Source organism: Crossiella cryophila (assembly GCF_014204915.1).
GTDB lineage: Bacteria > Actinomycetota > Actinomycetes > Mycobacteriales > Pseudonocardiaceae > Crossiella > Crossiella cryophila.
Window position 1 is genome coordinate 143,073 of the sequence record NZ_JACHMH010000001.1, and the last position, 16,907, is coordinate 159,979.

The following is a 16,907-nucleotide window of genomic DNA, read 5'->3' on the forward strand; positions in this document are numbered from 1 at the left end:
GCGATGGGTTGCTGCCAGTAACCTTCCCGCTCGTGACACCGGAGACGCCGACCACCTCTGCATCGGCCCTGCGCGACTACGTGGAGGACTACCTCGCCGAGGACGAGGTGCTGGCTTCCGCCCGAGCCCGCGGCCGCGAGCTGGGCTGTATGCCCATCGCGCCCAGCGGCGGCTCAGCGCTGCGCTTCCTCGCGGCCGCCCTGCAGGCCAGGGTGGTGGTCGAGGTCGGCACCGGCGCCGGGGTGAGCGGGGTGTGGCTGCTCCGCGGCATGGCCGCCGACGGCGTGCTGACCTCGATCGACCTGGAGCCGGAGCACCAGCGGGCTGCCCGGCGGGCGTTCGTGGCCGCAGGCGTCAGCCCCGGTCGCACCCGGCTGATCCTGGGCCAGGCCCTCGACGTGCTGCCCCGGCTCACCGACGGTGGCTACGACCTGGTGTTCGTGGACGCGGCCAAGGCCGAGTACCCGCGATACCTGGAGGAAGGCGTCCGGCTGCTGCGACCCGGCGGCGTCATCGCCTTCGACAACGCGCTCTGGCACGGCCGGGTGGTCGACCCGGCGTACAAGGACCCGGACACCAACGGCATGCGCGAGGTGGCCCGGCTGGTCCGCGCGGACGAACGCCTGGTCCCGGTGCTGCTCCCACTCGGCGACGGCCTCCTACTGGCCGCCAAAGCAGGCTGACCCCCGCCCACAACAGCCAAACACCCGTACGAAAACGGCCAACACCCCGTACAAGAACGGCCAACACCCCGTACGAGTTCGGCCAACACGCGCGAGGGGTTTCAAGCTCACCGCGTGTTGGCCGTTTTCGTACGTCGTGTTGGCCGTTTTCGTACGGAGTGTTGGCCGTTGTTGTACGCCAGGTTGGCCGTTGTGGGCGGGTTAGTCGGCTCGGACGCCCTTGCCGAGGACGACGATGCCGCCTGCTGAGACGGTGTAGCGCTCGCGGTCGGCGGCCAGGCTCACGCCGATGCCCGCGCCTGGCTCGACCACCACGTTCTTGTCCAGGATCGCGCCGCGGACCATCGCGCCGCGGCCGATCCGGACGCCGGGCATGAGCACGCTGCCCTGGACCTGGGCGCCTGCCTCGATGAGCACGTCGGAGCTGATCACCGAGTTGCTGACCAGGCCGGAGACGATCGAGCCAGGGCCGACGATGGACTCCTGCGCGGTGCCGCCCTGCACGAACTTGGCCGGGGCCAGCGGTGGGGTGGCGGTGCGGATGGGCCAGGCCTGGTTGTAGAGGTTGAACACCGGGTGGATGGAGACCAGGTCCATGTGCGCGTCGTAGTAGGCGTCCAGGGTCCCGACGTCGCGCCAGTAGCCGCGGTCCCGGTCGGTGGCGCCGGGCACGTTGTTGTCGGCGAAGTCGTAGACCGCGGCCTGGTCCCGTTCCACCAGCATGGGGATGATGTCGCCGCCCATGTCGTGGTCGGAGTCGGGGTTGGCCGAGTCCTGGCGCAGCGCCTCCAGCAGCGTCTCGGTGCGGAAGACGTAGTTGCCCATGGAGGCGAAGGTCACCTCGGGGTCGTCCGGGGTGCCCGGCGGCTCGCTGGGCTTCTCCAGGAACCGGGTGATCTTGCCGCTGGCGTCGGCGTCGATGCAGCCGAAGGCCTTGGCCTCCGCCCTCGGCACCCGGATGCCTGCCACGGTGACCCCGGCGCCGGACTCCACGTGCTGGCGGATCATCTGCGCCGGGTCCATCCGGTACACGTGGTCGGCGCCGAAGACCACGATGTGGTCCGGCCGCTCGTCGTGCACCAGGTTGAGCGACTGGTAGATCGCGTCCGCGCTGCCGGTGTACCAGCGCGGACCGAGCCGCTGCTGGGCTGGCACCGGGGTGATGTACTGCCCGAGCACGCTGGACAACCGCCACGTGGTGGAGATGTGCCGGTCCAGGGAATGGGATTTGTACTGCGTCAGCACGCAGATCTGGGTCAGCCCGGCGTTCACCAGGTTGGACAGCACGAAGTCGATCAGGCGGTAGTTGCCGCCGAACGGCACCGCTGGTTTCGCCCGGTCCGCGGTCAGCGGGAACAGCCGCTTGCCTTCCCCGCCCGCGAGCACGATTCCGAGGACGTGCGGCTGGCCTCTCACGATCACCGACCCTATATGTGCCGCTTCGCTGCGACTAGCCTCCCGAAGCGTGCGAGTTGCGTTGCTGACACGGGAATTTCCGCCGGACGTCTACGGCGGGGCTGGTGTGCATGTCGGGTTCCTGACACCGGAACTGCGGTCCATCGTGCAGGTGGACGTGCACTGTTTCGGGGAACCGAGGCCGGATGCGGTCGCGCACTCCGTCCCACCTGGACTGGAACACGCCAACCCGGCGCTGAGCACGCTGGGCGTTGATCTGTCCATGGTGGACGCGGTGGGCGGCGCGGAGCTGGTGCACAGCCACACCTGGTACGCCAACATGGCCGGGCACCTGGCCGGGCTGCTGCACGGCATCCCGCACGTGATCACCGCGCACTCGCTGGAGCCGCGCAGGCCGTGGAAGGCCGAGCAGCTCGGCGGCGGCTACCGGCTCTCCTCCTGGGTGGAGCGCACCGCCTACGCGGCCGCGGACGCGATCATCGCGGTCAGCGAGGGCATGCGGGCCGACGTGCTGGACTGCTACCCGGAGCTGGACCCGGCCAGGGTGCACGTGGTGCGCAACGGCATCGACAGCGCCAAGTACCACCCGGTCCGGGAGACCGACGCGCTGGAGCGCTTCGGCATCGACCCCGACCGGCCGATCGTGGCCTTCGTCGGCCGGATCACCAGGCAGAAGGGCGTCGGGCACCTGGTCGCGGCCGCGCACCGGATCGACCCGGCGGCCCAGCTGGTGCTCTGCGCGGGCGCGCCGGACACCCCGGAGATCGCCGAGTCGACCGCGGCCGCGGTGGCCGAGCTGTCCGCGGTCCGGCCGGGGGTGTTCTGGATCCAGAAGATGCTGGAGCAGCACGAGGTCCGGCAGGTGCTCTCGCACGCCACCGTGTTCGTCTGCCCCTCGGTCTACGAGCCGCTGGGCATCGTGAACCTGGAGGCGATGGCCTGCGGCACCGCGGTGGTGGCCTCGGACGTGGGCGGCATCCCGGAGGTGGTCAACGACGGTGAGACCGGGCTGCTGGTGCACTACGCGGAGACCGAACCCGCTGCCTTCGAGGCCGGACTGGCCGACGCGGTGAACGAGCTGCTGGCCGATCCGGCGCGGGCGCACGCCATGGGCGAGGCGGGCCGTCGGCGGGCCGAGACGGAGTTCTCCTGGGCCACGATGGCCGCGCAGACCGTTGACGTGTACCGAAGCGCGCTCGGACAGTAGTACGCCGAATGGCCGTGACCGCCATCACAGTTTGATCTTTCTGTAACCATACAACCCCGCAACCCGATTCTGCGCATTAGCCGGTAGAGGGAATTGATCTCCACTACCGGAGGGGTTTGTCGTGGCGGTGTGTGCCGACGGAGTGCTGCGTACGAGCGTGCTCGCGGTGGTGCTCCTTGGCGCGGGCTGTGCCGCGCCGCCGGAAGCACCCAAGCCCGACCCCGCACCGGTGCCCATCGACGTCGCCATCGGCGGCAAGCGGCTCAGCGGCGGCCAGCACCTGCAGGCCGCGGCCGAGGCGTCCATCACCAGGGCGCTGGCCCAGCAGAAGGTGGCCCGCTCCGGGGACGGCAGCGTGCACTGCTGGTTCGCCAAGGTGGACCCGAACACCCAGACCCAGCAGGGCCGGGCGGTGAACGTCACCGACACGCTCTGGTGCGGTCCGGTGCAGGTGCCCGGCACCGGACCGGCGCCGGACTGGATCCCGGTGCCGCTGACCCAGCAGAACGGCCAGTTCGCCGTCGGCGAGCCGAAACTGCCCGAGCCGGGCACCTCCAGCACGCCGTCCACCGAGATGGTGCGGGTGGACGGCACCGAGGCCAAGCCGAGCGGGTCCGAGCAGCGCAGCGCCGGTCCTGGCTTCTTCGCGGTGGTCGCGGACACCGGCGGCAAGACCAACGGCGACCTGGGCCTCATCCCGGCCGACGCGATCAAGGTCAGGGACGACTTCCTCAGCATCAAGGCCACCGGCTGGGGCAACCCGCAGCAGTTCACCCTGCCTGACGGCGGGGTGCTCAGCCCGGAACCGGGCAGCAGGCTGGCGGTGCTGCGCCTGCACAGCGACCGGATCAGCCAGCTCGACCAGGAGCTGACCGAGCTGAGCTGGGCCAGGGGCGCGCCGCCGCGGCCGGAGCTGGCACTGGACCTGCCGGATGGCTGGCACGACGTGCCGGACTCGCAGCTGCCCACCTTCGGCGGCTTCTTCCTGGTCTTCACCCTGCCTGCCAAGGACACCGGCCAGGCCCCGGCCAAGCTGGTGCTGCGGTCCAAACCCAGTCCGGGGGTGGAGCAGCAGATCGAACTGCCCAGCGGCAAGTCCAGTTACCCGCTGCCGGAGGCGCTGCGCCGGGCGGGTTACGGGGCGGCCCCGACCACCGCGGGTCAGGACCTGACCTTCCAGCACAAGGGCAGCTCCGGCACGGCCCGGCTCACCGTGCAGGGCGTGCGGCTGGGCCTGCAACGGCCGGTGCTGGACAGCGCGGGACGGCTACAGGTGATCACCGCGGATCCGGGCAAGGCACTGCTGGAGATCAGGGTCCGCGGCGAGGGCAGCCTGCCGGAGGCACTCGGCGGACCGCTCACCGGCGAGCACATCGTGGTGAAGCTGCCCAACGGCAGCAAGGCCCCGCTCAAGGGCCTGCGTTACGGCGGGGACGTCTTCCCGACCGCGCTGGTGGTGGAGGTCCCGGCCAACGTGCCCTCGGTGACGGTGTCGCTGTCCACCGGCACGGTGACCCTGCCCAGCCGCGGCTCGTTCAGCTTCTCCGCGGCCAGTCCGGCGATGACCCTGTCCCTGGACTTCTGAGCCAGCCGCACCCCTCGGTCGGACCGCCAGGCCAGGCCCGCGGCCACCGCCGCGCCACCGGCGGCCAGCACCCAGCAGCAGGACATGATCACCACGCCGCTCCAGCCGAATGGCGCGTAGACCAGGCCGCCGAGGGTGCCGCCGACACTGCTGCCCAGGTAGTAGAAGAGCAGGTAGATCGCTGATGCCTGACCGCGCGCCGCGGCCGGGGCGCGGGCGCCGACCCAGCCGCTGGCCACCGCGTGCACCGCGAAGAACCCGCCGGTGAACACGGTCAGGCCGACCACGATCAGCGGCAGGTTGTCCGGCAGCGTCAGCAACAGGCCGGTCAGCACGAAGCCGATCGCGCACAGCAGCACCGGCAACCGGCCACGCCGGTCGGCCAGTTTCCCGGCCAGCGCCGAGCCGCCGCTGCCCGCGGCGTAACAGAGGAAGACCAGCGAGACCACGGCCGGGGCCAGCGAGAACGGGGCGTCGGTGAGCCGGAAGGTCACCACGTTGTGCACCGCGACGAACACCCCGGTCATCAGCATGGCCACCGCGTACGGCCCGAACAGCACCGGATCGCGCAGCGCGGTGCGCACCCCGCCCAGCACCGCCGGCAGCCGCAGCCCCGGCCGCCCGGCCCTGGAGCGCGGCATCAGCAGGATCGCGCACAGGCCGCTGACCGTGGCCAGCGCCGCGGCCGCGGTCAGTCCGCTCTGCCAGCCGCCCCAGCCGGTGGCCAGCCCGGAGATCAGCCGCCCGGACAGCCCGCCGAGTGAGTTGGCCCCGACATAGCGCCCCATCGCCGCGCCCACCCGGCCCGGTTCGATCTCCTCGGCCAGGTAGGCCATGGCCACCGCGGGCAGTCCGGCCACCGCGAGGCCCTGGGCCGCGCGCAGGATCAGCAGCGTGCCGAAGTCCCCGGCCAGCGGGCAGAGCAGCCCGATCGCGACCGCGGTGACCAGCGCGCCGATCATCACCGGCCGCCTGCCCACCGCCTCCGACAGCATGGCCAGCGGCAGCACGCCGACGGCCAGCGCGAGGGTGGCCAGGGTGACCGAGAGCGCGGCCTCCGCCTCGGTCAGCCGGAAACCGGTGGCCAGCACCGGCAGCACCGACTGGGGCGCGTAGAGCAGCGCGAAGACGGTGAACCCGCCGGCGGCCACACCGAGGGTCAGCCGGGCTTGCCGCCAGCGCTCCGAGGTCATGGCCCCGACCGTAGGAATCGTTTTCTAATACGTCCAATGTCGGAATGTGCGACGATCCATACCCTCATGGATGAGTCGACCGAACCGCTGGTCAACGCGCTGGCCCCACGCCTGGAACTGCTGCGGGCACTGGCCGAGCACCGCCATGTGACCCGGACGGCCGAGTCCCTCGGCGTGCCCCAGCCCACAGTGACCCGATGGGTGGCCGAACTGGGCCGCACCCTGGGCGCCCCGCTGGTCACCCGGCAGGGCCGCGGCATCCGGCTCACCAGGGCCGGTCAACTGCTCGCCGAGGCGGCCACCGAGGCGCTCGCGGTACTGGAGGGCGGCTGCCGCCGGGCCGCCGAGGAGGTCGATCCGGAACGCGGGCACGTGGCACTGGGCTTCCTGCACGTCTTCGGCCGCTCGCTGGTGCCGGACCTGCTGCGCCGCTTCCGCGCCGAACACCCCGGCGTCCGGTTCAGCCTGGCCCAGGCCGCGCACATCCACATCGTGGCCAAGCTGCTCACCGGCGAACTGGACCTGGTGCTCACCGCGGCCACGCCCAGCGGATTCCCTGACCGGCTGCACCGGGTGCCGATCCTGGACCAGCGCCTGGTGGTGGTGCTGCCCGAGCAGCATCCGCTGGCCGGCCGGGCCGAGATCGGCGTGGCCGAACTGGCCGAGGACGACTTCGTGCAGCTCGAACCCGGTTTCGGCCTGCGCCTGATCACCGACGAGCTGTGCGCGGCGGCCGGGTTCACGCCGCGGATCGCCTTCGAGGGGCAGGAGACCGAGACCCTGCGCGGCCTGGTCTCGGCCGGGCTGGGCGTGTCCCTGCTACCCCCGGCCGAGCGGATGCGCCCGCCGGGGGTGGTCGAGGTGGAGCTGACGCCGCGGCTGGTCCGGACCGTGGAACTGGTCTGGGCCGCGGGTCAGCGACTGCCGCCCGCGGTCCGCGCCTTCCGGGATTTCACGCTGCGCGCCGCCCCGGCTCAGGCGTAACCGGCGACCAGTTCCACCAGGGTGCGCGCGGCGAAGCCGGTGGCGCCGCCGGTGACCTCGTCGTAGGCCTTCTCCGCGCGGGCCGGGCCCGCGATGTCCAGGTGCGCCCAGGGCAGTCCGGCGGTGAACTCGCGCAGGAACAGCGCGGCGGTGACCCCGCCCGGTCCCGGCGGGCACTGCCGCAGGTCGGCCAGCTCGCTGCGCACGTCGTCCTCGTGCGCGGCCAGCAGCGGCATCCGCCACCATGCCTCGCCAACCCGGGCGCCCGCGCCGGTGATCCGCTCGGCCAGGTCCTCGTCGGTGGCGAACAGGCCGCCGGTGCGGGTGCCGAGGGAGACCTTCATCGCGCCGGTCAGCGTGGCCACGTCGAGGAGCAGATCAGGCTGGTGGGTGACCACGCCGTAGGCGAGCGCGTCGGCCAGCACCATCCGGCCCTCGGCGTCGGTGTTGGTGACCTCGGTGGTGGTGCCGCCGTAGTGCCGGACCACGTCGCCGGGCCGGTAGGCGGTGCCGGAGACGTGGTTCTCCGCGCACGGCACCAGGCCGGTCACCTTGACCGGGAGCTTGAGCGCGGCGATGCCCAGCAGCGCGGCGATCACCGCGGCCCCGCCTGCCATGTCGGTGCGCATCAGGTGCATGCCGGCCGCGGGCTTGATCGAGATGCCGCCGGTGTCGAAGGTGATGCCCTTGCCGACCAGCACCAGGTGCGGGGAGTCGGCGGTGACCTGTTCGGGCCGCCAGGTCAGTTCGACGAAGCGGGGCGGGCGGGAGGAACCGCCGCCGACCGCGAGCACGCCGCCGAAGCCCTGCTTCGCCAGCCACTTCTCGTCCCGCACGGTCACGGTCAGGCCGTCGACGCCCTTGCCGAGCCGGGCCGCGGTGCTCGCCAGCCAGGCCGGGTCCTTGACATCCGAGGGGGTGTTAGCAAGATCACGTGCGATCGAGGTCACCCGGGCGCGTTGCGCGGCTCCGGCGACCGCCGCGGACAGCTCCGGGGCGTCCACGCCCTCGGGCAGCACCAGCTCGACCGCCTTGGTGACCGGGGCCTGCTTGCCGCCGGTGACCTTGAACTTGTAGCCGCCGAGCGAGACCCCGGTGGTGAACGCGGCCACCCGCTCGGCGTCGGCATCCGAGGGCAGCAGCACCTGCAACTGCTTGGCCGGGGTACGGCCGTTCTCCTCATCCGCGGCGGCCCGCGCGTCGGCCGCCCGGACCAGTGCCGCGCCCGCCGAACGCCAGTCCTTCACCGTGCCGGCACCCAGTCCGAGCACCCAGGCCAGTCCGCTGCCCGCGGCCGGCACCACCCGGGTCTCACCGGCCGAACCGGTCAGCGCGAGCGCGTCGCTCCAGCCTGCGGGCAGGTCGAGGGAGTCCGCGCCGGTGCCGACCTCCAGACCCTGTTCGCCCTTGTGCGCCAACACAACCGGCGGCGCGGCCTTACGCCGTTTGCGCGCGATCGTGACTTCGGGCACCGGGCTGGGCGCGGTGGGCACCACGGATGGCACTGAAGGACCTCCAGGGCGAAACGACTGGGAACGTGCGGCGGAGTTGAACCTTCGCACACCGTCGTGTGAACGTAACAAGTCCCCGGCTTGCGTGAGGCAAACCGGGGACTGAAAGAAAGCGGAACCTGGTGAACGGCGTCAGCCGGCGGCGGCCTTCAAGGCATCGCCCAGGTTGCTTGCCTCCTCCGCCGACATCTCGACGACGAGGCGCCCCCCACCTTCCAGCGGAACGCGCATGACAATGCCGCGGCCCTCCTTGGTGACCTCCAGGGGACCGTCACCGGTCCGGGGCTTCATGGCCGCCATCGCGTGCTCCCTCCGTCAACAACCTTCCCCGCCGGCACATCCCCCGACATACCGGTAGGTCTCCATTGTCCCCCATATGTACGCACCTGCGAAACCGAACCGATCATCTCGTGTCGCGCTCGGGCTGGTCGAGGAGTCTGCGGACTGACAGACTCGGCCGTCGTGCGGGCTCGTTCAGCGTTGTTCGACGTCTATGGCGGACATCTTCGTGCCAGGGGCGGTGCGGCGACCGTCGCCGCGCTGGTCCGGCTGTTGGAGCCGTTGGGTTTCGCCGCTCCTGCCGTGCGTACCGCGGTGTCGCGGACGGTCCGTCAGGGCTGGTTGAAGCCCGTTCGGCTGCACGGGAGCCCAGGTTACGCGCTCACCCCGCGAGCCGAGCGGAGGCTCGACGAGGCGGGTGCGCGAATCTATCGAACGCGTCCGTCCACATGGGACGGCCAGTGGCATCTGGTGGTCCTGGAGGAGCTGCCGGCCCGGCCCGCGCGGGAGGAACTCACTTCCTCGCTGAAGTTGCTGGGTTACGGAGAGTTGGGTCCAGTGACTTGGGTCGCACCCCGGTCCTCACCTGAGCTTTCCGAGCTGCTGAGCACCGAGCGGATCGCCGCGCGCACCTTCTTCGCCGCGCACGAGGGCAGCGATGTGGAGCTGGCCAGCAAGGCCTGGGACCTGGGCGCACTGGGTGCGGACTACCAGCACTTCGTGGCCGACTGGGAGCCCCGACTGTCCGCTGTGGACCCGGCCTCGCCGCCCTCGGCCTTCGCCGCCAGCCAGGAGCTGCTGCACGCGTGGAGAAAGTTCTTGTTTCGTGACCCTGGCCTGCCGCCGCAGCTGCTGCCGGCGGACTGGCCGGGGCATACCGCGGCCCGGTTCTTCGACACCAGCACCCAGAAGCTGGCCAGGGGCGCGGTCGCGTTCCTGGAGAGCTGTCTCGACTGACCAACTCAACGCTGAGGAGTCCACAGTGTCGCTGCTCATCGACGATTCCGACGGGGTCCGCACGTTCACCCTGAACCGGCCGGAGTCGTTCAACTCCTTCACCGTGGAGTTGAAGGAGGGCCTGCTGGCCGCGCTGCACGAGGCGGCCCAGGACCCTGCGGTGCGCGCGGTGGTGATCACCGGCGCGGGCAGGGCCTTCTGCGCCGGTCAGGACCTCAAGGAGCACATCTCGCTGCTGGCGCAGGGTGATCCGATGCCGTTGGAGACGGTGCGCAAGCACTACAACCCGATGGTGCGCGCGGTGACCGGGATGCCCAAGCCGGTGATCGCCGCGGTGAACGGGATGGCCGCGGGCGCGGGCGCCTCCCTGGCCTATGCCTGCGACCTGCGGATCGCGGCGGAGTCGGCGAAGTTCCTGATGGCATTCGCCAACGTGGGGCTGACCGCGGACTCCGGCGCGTCCTGGACGCTGCCCCGGCTGATCGGCTACGGCCGGGCGATGGAGCTGATGCTGCTGGCCCAGCCGATCGGCGCGCCGGAGGCCAAGGAGATCGGCATGGTCAACCGGGTGGTGCCCGACGGCGAGGCGCTCGCCGCGGCCCAGGAGCTGGCCGCGCGGATGGCGGCCGGGCCGACCACGGCCTACGCCATGCTCAAGGAGGCCATGCTGACCGCGGCGGGCGCCGATCTGGAGGCCGCGCTGGAGACCGAGGGCCGCACCCAGGCCGAGGCCGGTCAGACCAGCGATCACCGTGAGGCGGTGGAAGCCTTCGTGGCCAAGCGAAAGGCCACCTTCACCGGCCGCTGACCGCCCACAACGGCCAACACCCCGTACAAGAACGGCCAACACCCCGTACGAGTTCGGCCAACACGCGCGAGGGGTTTCAAGCTCTCCGCGTGTTGGCCGTTGTTGTACGCCGTGTTGGCCGTTTTCGTACGGAGTGTTGGCCGTTATGGGGCTAGCCAGCAGTCGGTCAGGTGGTCGTCGACCATGCCGGTGGCCTGCATCAGGGCGTAGCAGGTGGTGGGGCCGACGAAGGCGAAGCCGCGTTTCTTCAGCGTCTTGGCCATGGCGGTGGACTCGGGCGTGATCGCCGGGACCTCCGCCATGGTCTTCGGCCGTGGACCTGGTCGCGGCGCGAAGGACCAGAGCAGCTCGTCGAGGGGCTGGTCCAGTCCGGCCAGCGCGTTCGCGTTGCGGATGGTGGCCAGGATCTTGGCCCGGTTGCGCACGATGCCCGGATCGCCAAGCAGGCGGTCGATGTCGGCCTCGCCGTAGGCCGCGATGACCACCGGGTCGAACCCGGCGAAGGCGGCCCGGAAGTTCTCCCGCTTGCGCAGGATGGTGATCCACGACAGCCCGGACTGGAACGCCTCCAGGCACATCCGCTCGAACAGGGCCTGCTCGCCGCGCAGCGGGCGGCCCCACTCGGTGTCGTGGTAGTCGAGGTAGTCCGGGGTGGAGGCGCCCCAGGCGCAGCGCAGCCGCCCGTCAGGGCCTGCCACCGCGCCGGTCACGGGCGGCGGTCCCGGCACAGCCTGGCGAAGCGGTCCAGCGAGCGCTGCAATCCCCAGGTGAAGGCCGGGCGCAGCAGCGGCCAGCCCGCCTTGCCCAGCGGGCCGTAGGGCAGTTCCAGGCGCTCCCACCAGATGATCTTGGACAGTTTGTCCGTGGTGGGCTCGATCCGGAAGCCGCCTTGGCCACGCAGCAACTTGCCGGTGTGCCGGACCTCGCAGCTGCGCGGCGGGTCCCAGCCGGTGATCTCCATGGAGTCGAAGAAGCCCAGCCCGGCCACGCCGGTGAAGGCGACCATGGTCGACCCGGCGCTGCGCCCGTCACCACCGGTGCGGTGCACCTCGGTGCCGAGCATCCACTCGCCCTGGTTGGACCAGTCCGAGGCAACCGCCCAGGCCACCTCGGCGGCGGCGGGCACGGCCACCGTCAGGGTCACTTCCTCACTCACCGGCGACGGCCTCCTGCCTCTGTTCTTCCAGTTCGGCGACCCTGGCCCGCAGCGCGTCCAGCTCATCGGCCGCCCGCTGCAGCACCCAGTCCACTTCGGACATCTTGTAACCGCGCACGACCTGCTGGAACCGCACGGCGCGCACGTCCTCGCCGCTGACCTCGCCAGCGGGCAGCTCGGTCGGGGTGGCCCCCGGCGCCAGCGGCGCGAGCTGCTCACCACGGCCGAAGACCAGTGAGGCGACCAGGAACACCACGGCCGCCACGAAGACCATGACGACGAGGTAGATGAGGGCGGTGGTCACGCCAGAGATGGTGGCATGAAGACGCTGTGCTGTCTCAGGCGGCTGACAACACGAAGCAGCGGCGGGTCAGGTGCACCAGGTAGGCCAGCACGAACGCCGCGGCCAGCGAGGTGAGCATGGCCGAGGGGTGTAGCAGCATGCCGTCCATGGCCAGCCCGCCGATCACGATCGGCAACTGCAGCACCAGGTAACCGCCGAGCATGATGGTCATGAACGCGCCTGCCGAGCGCCCGAGCATCCGGGCCGACACCCAGCGTTGCGCCACCCGTTTACCGACCACCAGGGCCAGCACGGAGAACACCGCGATGAGCACCCAGACGTAGTCGATGGCGTTGGTGAGCATCAGAAACCAGTCCGGCGGCAGGGCCCCGCCCTGCCAGGACGCGCCTTCCCACAACTGACGGGAGGCCTGGTGGATGACGTGGATCAGCGGGATGGCCAGCAGCAGCGAGCGGATCGCGTGCGTGCCGTGCGCGGCGGCCAGCTCGGCCTGGTACTCGCGGGCGATCATCGGGATCGGGCCGAACTCGCGCACCGCCCGCGCCTCGGCATCGGCGATGCCGGCATCGGAGTACGCCTCGGCGACATCGCGCAGGCTGTGCTCAGCCTCGGCCAGCAGGTCGGCCTTGGCCGCCCGCGGACCGCTCAGTCGCGAGTCCAGCTCGCTCAGGTAGGACTCGATCAAGCCTTTGCAGGCCATGGTCCGCCTCCGAGTACACCCTCGATGGCCGCGGTGAACTCACGCCAGGCGGTGCGTTCCGCGGCCAGTGCCCGCTTCCCGGCGCCGGTCAGCTGGTAGGTGCGCCGTTGCCGCCCGGCAACCGTACTCCACTCGCTGCGGACGTATCCGGCCCGTTCCAGCCTGCGCAGCGCCGGGTAGACCGTCCCGGTCGGCAGGTCGAGTGCTCCGCCGCTGAGCAGTTGCAATGCCTCGATGATCGCGTAACCGTGGAGCTCCCTGCCGTCGAGAGTGGCCAGCAGCAGGGCGTCCAGGTGCCCACGTAGAGCGTCCGACTTCACACGTTGAGTGTAGGGGAGCCTAAGTAGATCAGGTAGCCCCACTACACATGCGATGGATCTCACTCATCGGCGGCCGGTCTACCAGCGCGATCTCGGTGGCATCGGGCAGCCATTCGCCGGCGACCTGGGTGAACTGGATGTAGGGCCCCGCATCCGCGGCCACCTCGCAGCGGGAGAGCGCGGTGCCCAGGATCTGCCGGGCCATCACGCCGAGCTGGGCCAGCGAGCGGTTGCGGTGCTTGCGCACGCCGAGGTTCACCTGGGCCAGGCCGTTGAGGCCGTACCGGGCGTGCGCGTCCAGCAGCAGGCCGATCTCCACGCCGTAGCCGGGGGCGAAGGGCACCGAGCAGAGGAAGTCCCGGCGGGCCGCGTACTCCCCGCCCAGCGGCTGCACGATCCCGGCCAGTTCCGGGCGCAGCGCGTTGAGCACCGGGCGGGCCAGCAGTTCGGTGACCCGGCCGCCGCCCTCGCTCTCCAGCCGCAGTGGCCGCCGGTAGAAACCCTTGACCAGCGCGACCTCGGGTTCGGTGAGCAACGGGCCGAGCAGCGCGGGCAGGAAGCCCGGGTCGAAGTCGACCAGGTCGGAGTCCAGGAACACCACCAGGTCCCCGGTGGTGGCCGCCAGCGAACGCCACAGCGCCTCGCCCTTGCCCGGTCGCGGCGGCAGCTCCGGCAGCACGTCCTCGCGGCGCACCACCCTGGCCCCGGCCGCCGCGGCCACCTCGGCGGTGGCGTCGGTGCAGCCGGAGTCCAGCACCACCAGCTCATCGGCGAGCGGAAGCGGGCCGGTGACCATGGGCAGCAGCGCAGCCACGATCGCGCCCACCGTCTGCTGCTCGTTCAGCGCGGGCAGCACCACGCTCACCGTGCGCCCGGCCTTGGCCGCCACCAGCTCCTCGACAGTCCACTGTGGACTCTGCCAGGAGCGCGCGCCGAACCAGTCCTCGATCCGTTGCCGCACAAGGGTCCTCTCAGGTCAGGGCGCGCAGCACCGCGGCGGGTGGCCGGCTGCCGTGGATACTGGCGGCCATTTCCAGCGCCTGCCGAACCCTGGGCACCTCGCGGCTGCGGAACACCCGCACCCCGCGCCAGGCGGCCAGCGCGGCCAGTGCCAGTGCCTCGTCGCCGAAGCCGTTGTCCGGCAACGTGATCAGTCGCGGCCAGGCGGTCGGCTGGTCGAGCCGCCGGAGCAGGTCCGGTCCGGGCGGGCAGTCCAGCAGCACCCCGGCCGCGGGCACCTGCAACCACTGCGACCAGTCGGCCGCCTTGGCGGTGGGCGCGATCAGGCCGACGCCGTACTGGGCGGCGGTCTCCGGGATCTCGGTGTCACCGCCGGTGCCGTCGAGCAGGTCGACCCCGGCCTCGCACTGGGCGTACATGTCGCCGGGGGTGGCGGCCAGCACCAGGCGCGGGTGCCGGGCGCGGACCTCGGCGATGAGATCCGGTCCGGCCACGCCCAGGTCGAGCAGGTCGGCGCCCTCGGCCAGCGCGGTCTCGACCGCGGCCACGTCCGGGTCGACCACGGCCAGCACCAGCGCGCGGTCACCCGGCAGATCGCGGTCGGCTGACCCGAAGCGGAGTGGCGTCACCCCTCGATCGTGCCACCCCGCATCGACTGCGTGGCACCGGCGACCTTGCTGTGACTTCAGACACAACAGCGTCACCTTTGTGGTCCCCGTCACTTTGTCCTACTGACCGGTAAGGGCCAATGGAGGTCACATGCGTCGGTTCGTCCTACTCCTGCTGGCAGCGCTGACCGCGCTGGTGACCAGCGGTTCGCTCGCTCCCGTGGCGAGTGCGGCTCCGGCGGGACCGGAGTTCCTGACCATCACCGGCAAGGACGGGACGAAGCTGGGGGCGCACGTCTTCCGCCCGGCTGGGCCCGGCCCGCACCCGGCGGTGGTGCTGATCTCCAGCTGGAGCGTCAACAACCTGGAGTACATCGCGCAGACCCGCAAGCTCGCCGACGCGGGTTACGTGGCGCTGAGCTACACCACCCGCGGGTTCTGGGAGTCCGGCGGCACCATCGAGGTGGCCGGGCCGGAGGACCTCTCGGACGCCTCCAGCGCGATCGACTGGGTGCTGGCCAACACCAGCGCCGATCCGGGCAAGATCGGTCTGGCCGGGGTCTCCTACGGCGCCGGGATCAGCATGCTGACCGCGGCCAAGGACAAGCGGGTGCGCGCGGTGGCCGCGCTGAGCGCCTGGGCCGATCTGGCCGCCGCGCTGCTGCCCAACCAGACCTGGAGCCAGCAGGCGATCGGCCTGCTCGCGCTGGCCGGCAAGATCACCGGCCGCCCCGGCCAGAAGCTCAACGACACCCTGGCCGCCTACGACCGCAACGACCGGGTCGAGGCGATGAAGCTCGCGCCCGAGCGCAGCGCCGCCCAGCAGCTGGCCGGGCTGAACGCGAACAAGCCAGCGGTGCTGATCGCCAACGGCTGGTCGGACAGCCTGTTCCCGGCAGGCCAGATCGCCGATTTCTACACCAAGCTCCAGGTCCCCAAGCGGCTGGAGTTCCAGCCGGGTGATCACGCCGTCCCGGAGCTGACCGGCCTGATCGGCCTGCCGAATGACACCTGGACCTCGGTGCACCGCTGGTTCGACCGGCACCTGCGCGGCGCGGCCAACGGCATCGACAAGGAAGCCCCCGTGCAGGTCCGCCCGACCCTGGGCGGCAGCTGGAAGGGCTACTCCGACTGGGCCGCGCTGGAGGCCGCGCCGAAGAAGCTCTACCTCTCCGGCCTGACCCCCGTGGTGGACCGCACCGGCGAACTGACCGGCTCGGCCCGCACCGGCTGGTCGCACGAGGTCGGCGCGGGCATCGACACCATCGCCAACGGCGGCACCGCGATCCTCACCGGCGGCGCGGAAGCCCTTGGCATCCCCCAGTTCGCCTGGATCCCCGGCGTGCTGCGCACCAACGCCGGCGTCTGGCAGACCCCGGTGCTGACCAGCCCCGCCACCGTCCGCGGCACGCCGAAACTGCACGTCACGGTGACCCCGAGCAGCGCCCGCAGCACCGTGGTGGCCTACCTGTACGACGTCGGCCTCACCGGCACCGGCCGCCTGCTCACCCACCAGCCGTACACCCTGCTCGACGTCACCCCCGGCGCCGCCAGGACCATCGACATCAGCCTGGACCCACTGGTGCACCCGGTGCCGGCCGGTCACCGGATCGCGGTCGTGCTGGACACCGTGGACGGCCTCTACCGCGGCGAGAGCAAGATCGGCGGCTCGGTCACCTTCAGCTCCCCCGCGAACAACCCGTCCCGCCTGGACCTGCCGCTGGGCTGAGTTCTGTCGGTGGCCGGGTCTAGCGTCGCGCCATGCCGACCACCTGGAACCTGACCATCGACTGCCGGGACGCGGTCCCCATGTCCACCTTCTGGGAGGTGGCGCTGCGCTACGTCAAGCAGCCACCCCCGGAAGGCTGGGACAGCTGGCAGGCGTTCTTCGACCACAAGGGCTACGACGACACCGACGACTGGTTCGACGGCACCTACCTGTGCGATCCGGAGGGCCACCGGCCGAACATCTTTTTCCAGGAGGTCCCGGAAGAACATGTCGGGAAGAACTGGTTCCACCTGGATCTGAAGGTCAGCGGCGGGCGGACCCGGCCGGCGGCGGAGCGGACACCGCTGATCGAGGCCGAGGTGGCTCGGCTGGAGGCCGCGGGCGGGCGGGTGTTGCGGCGGATGGAGTGGGACGGGGAACTGGACGGCGTGGTGATGCTGGACCCGGAGGACAACCAGTTCTGCGTGGCCTGAACCGTGGCCACGCTCCGCAATCAAGGGGGTTCAC

18 protein-coding genes are annotated in these 16,907 nt (G+C 71.2%); 7 read left to right on the top strand and 11 right to left on the bottom strand.

Going from position 1 to position 16,907, the window contains the following annotated elements; all coding sequences use genetic code 11:
- Window positions 1-32: 32 nt before the first annotated feature.
- Window positions 33-683, top strand: a complete 651-nt coding sequence (locus HNR67_RS00605) for an O-methyltransferase (RefSeq protein ID WP_312986173.1) — start codon at window positions 33-35, stop codon at window positions 681-683.
- Between the two features lie 201 nt (window positions 684-884).
- On the opposite strand, the gene glgC is transcribed toward HNR67_RS00605, so the two are convergent.
- Window positions 885-2,099: a glucose-1-phosphate adenylyltransferase gene (glgC, locus tag HNR67_RS00610; RefSeq protein WP_185000053.1), complete on the bottom strand. Its 1,215-nt coding sequence runs from the start codon at window positions 2,097-2,099 to the stop codon at window positions 885-887.
- Between the two features lie 28 nt (window positions 2,100-2,127).
- Here glgC and glgA point away from each other — a divergent pair, with 28 nt between their 5' ends.
- On the top strand, window positions 2,128-3,306 hold the full coding sequence (gene glgA, locus HNR67_RS00615; protein WP_185009908.1) for a glycogen synthase: 1,179 nt from the start codon (window positions 2,128-2,130) through the stop codon (window positions 3,304-3,306).
- Between the two features lie 1,422 nt (window positions 3,307-4,728).
- Here glgA and HNR67_RS00620 read toward each other — a convergent pair.
- Complete coding sequence (locus HNR67_RS00620; protein WP_185000054.1) at window positions 4,729-6,084, bottom strand: MFS transporter; 1,356 nt, start codon at window positions 6,082-6,084, stop codon at window positions 4,729-4,731.
- A 66-nt stretch (window positions 6,085-6,150) separates the two neighbouring features.
- On the opposite strand from HNR67_RS00620, the gene HNR67_RS00625 reads away from it, so the two are divergent.
- Window positions 6,151-7,068 (top strand): LysR family transcriptional regulator, encoded by a 918-nt coding sequence (locus HNR67_RS00625; RefSeq protein WP_185000055.1) that lies wholly within the window; start codon window positions 6,151-6,153, stop codon window positions 7,066-7,068.
- Here the strand turns inward: HNR67_RS00625 and HNR67_RS00630 are convergent.
- Complete coding sequence (locus HNR67_RS00630) at window positions 7,059-8,573, bottom strand: leucyl aminopeptidase family protein (RefSeq protein WP_185000056.1); 1,515 nt, start codon at window positions 8,571-8,573, stop codon at window positions 7,059-7,061. The two genes, HNR67_RS00625 and HNR67_RS00630, sit on opposite strands and share 10 nt — an antisense overlap.
- 138 nt (window positions 8,574-8,711) lie before the next feature.
- Window positions 8,712-8,879, bottom strand: coding sequence for a DUF3117 domain-containing protein (locus HNR67_RS00635; RefSeq protein ID WP_149848953.1), 168 nt, complete (start codon window positions 8,877-8,879; stop codon window positions 8,712-8,714).
- A 162-nt stretch (window positions 8,880-9,041) separates the two neighbouring features.
- On the opposite strand from HNR67_RS00635, the gene HNR67_RS46590 reads away from it, so the two are divergent.
- Together HNR67_RS46590 and HNR67_RS00645 are read left to right on the top strand one after the other, a co-directional pair.
- The gene (locus HNR67_RS46590; protein WP_185000057.1) at window positions 9,042-9,815 is read left to right on the top strand and encodes a PaaX family transcriptional regulator C-terminal domain-containing protein; all 774 of its coding nucleotides are present in this window, start codon (window positions 9,042-9,044) and stop codon (window positions 9,813-9,815) included.
- Between the two features lie 25 nt (window positions 9,816-9,840).
- Window positions 9,841-10,623, top strand: a complete 783-nt coding sequence (locus HNR67_RS00645) for an enoyl-CoA hydratase-related protein (RefSeq protein WP_185000058.1) — start codon at window positions 9,841-9,843, stop codon at window positions 10,621-10,623.
- A 143-nt stretch (window positions 10,624-10,766) separates the two neighbouring features.
- On the opposite strand, the gene HNR67_RS00650 is transcribed toward HNR67_RS00645, so the two are convergent.
- Genes HNR67_RS00650 through HNR67_RS00680 form a run of 7 tightly spaced genes read right to left on the bottom strand, consistent with a single transcriptional unit; the run spans window position 10,767 to window position 14,692 of the window.
- Window positions 10,767-11,333, bottom strand: a complete 567-nt coding sequence (locus HNR67_RS00650; RefSeq protein WP_185000059.1) for a DNA-3-methyladenine glycosylase I — start codon at window positions 11,331-11,333, stop codon at window positions 10,767-10,769.
- A complete protein-coding gene (locus tag HNR67_RS00655) occupies window positions 11,330-11,779 on the bottom strand; it encodes an SRPBCC family protein (protein ID WP_312986174.1) in 450 nt (149 codons plus the stop codon). The genes HNR67_RS00650 and HNR67_RS00655 overlap by 4 nt, the downstream gene beginning before the upstream one ends.
- Window positions 11,772-12,083, bottom strand: a complete 312-nt coding sequence (locus tag HNR67_RS00660; protein ID WP_185000062.1) for a DivIVA domain-containing protein — start codon at window positions 12,081-12,083, stop codon at window positions 11,772-11,774. The genes HNR67_RS00655 and HNR67_RS00660 overlap by 8 nt, the downstream gene beginning before the upstream one ends.
- Window positions 12,084-12,117: 34 nt before the next feature.
- Entirely contained in the window at window positions 12,118-12,783 is a 666-nt protein-coding gene (locus tag HNR67_RS00665; protein WP_185000063.1) for a hypothetical protein, read from the bottom strand.
- Window positions 12,765-13,103: a PadR family transcriptional regulator gene (locus HNR67_RS00670; RefSeq protein WP_086783113.1), complete on the bottom strand. Its 339-nt coding sequence runs from the start codon at window positions 13,101-13,103 to the stop codon at window positions 12,765-12,767. The genes HNR67_RS00665 and HNR67_RS00670 overlap by 19 nt, the downstream gene beginning before the upstream one ends.
- A gap of 28 nt (window positions 13,104-13,131) precedes the next feature.
- Complete coding sequence (locus tag HNR67_RS00675; protein ID WP_312986175.1) at window positions 13,132-14,064, bottom strand: glucosyl-3-phosphoglycerate synthase; 933 nt, start codon at window positions 14,062-14,064, stop codon at window positions 13,132-13,134.
- A gap of 10 nt (window positions 14,065-14,074) precedes the next feature.
- Window positions 14,075-14,692, bottom strand: coding sequence for a pterin-binding domain-containing protein (locus HNR67_RS00680; protein WP_185000064.1), 618 nt, complete (start codon window positions 14,690-14,692; stop codon window positions 14,075-14,077).
- A 130-nt stretch (window positions 14,693-14,822) separates the two neighbouring features.
- Between HNR67_RS00680 and HNR67_RS00685 the strand changes: the two genes are divergently transcribed.
- Together HNR67_RS00685 and HNR67_RS00690 are read left to right on the top strand one after the other, a co-directional pair.
- Window positions 14,823-16,400, top strand: a complete 1,578-nt coding sequence (locus tag HNR67_RS00685) for a CocE/NonD family hydrolase (protein ID WP_185000065.1) — start codon at window positions 14,823-14,825, stop codon at window positions 16,398-16,400.
- Between the two features lie 32 nt (window positions 16,401-16,432).
- Window positions 16,433-16,873: a VOC family protein gene (locus tag HNR67_RS00690; protein ID WP_185000066.1), complete on the top strand. Its 441-nt coding sequence runs from the start codon at window positions 16,433-16,435 to the stop codon at window positions 16,871-16,873.
- Window positions 16,874-16,907 lie beyond the last annotated feature (34 nt).

What these genes read in the sequence shown, in the direction of transcription:
- HNR67_RS00620 (WP_185000054.1), bottom strand. Translation starts at nt 6,084, where the DNA reads ATGACCTCGGAGCGCTGGCGGCAAGCCCGGCTGACCCTCGGTGTGGCC.
- HNR67_RS00665 (WP_185000063.1), bottom strand. Translation starts at nt 12,783, where the DNA reads ATGGCCTGCAAAGGCTTGATCGAGTCCTACCTGAGCGAGCTGGACTCG.
- HNR67_RS00690 (WP_185000066.1), top strand. Translation starts at nt 16,433, where the DNA reads ATGCCGACCACCTGGAACCTGACCATCGACTGCCGGGACGCGGTCCCC.
- HNR67_RS00635 (WP_149848953.1), bottom strand. Translation starts at nt 8,879, where the DNA reads ATGGCGGCCATGAAGCCCCGGACCGGTGACGGTCCCCTGGAGGTCACC.
- HNR67_RS00625 (WP_185000055.1), top strand. Translation starts at nt 6,151, where the DNA reads ATGGATGAGTCGACCGAACCGCTGGTCAACGCGCTGGCCCCACGCCTG.
- HNR67_RS00685 (WP_185000065.1), top strand. Translation starts at nt 14,823, where the DNA reads ATGCGTCGGTTCGTCCTACTCCTGCTGGCAGCGCTGACCGCGCTGGTG.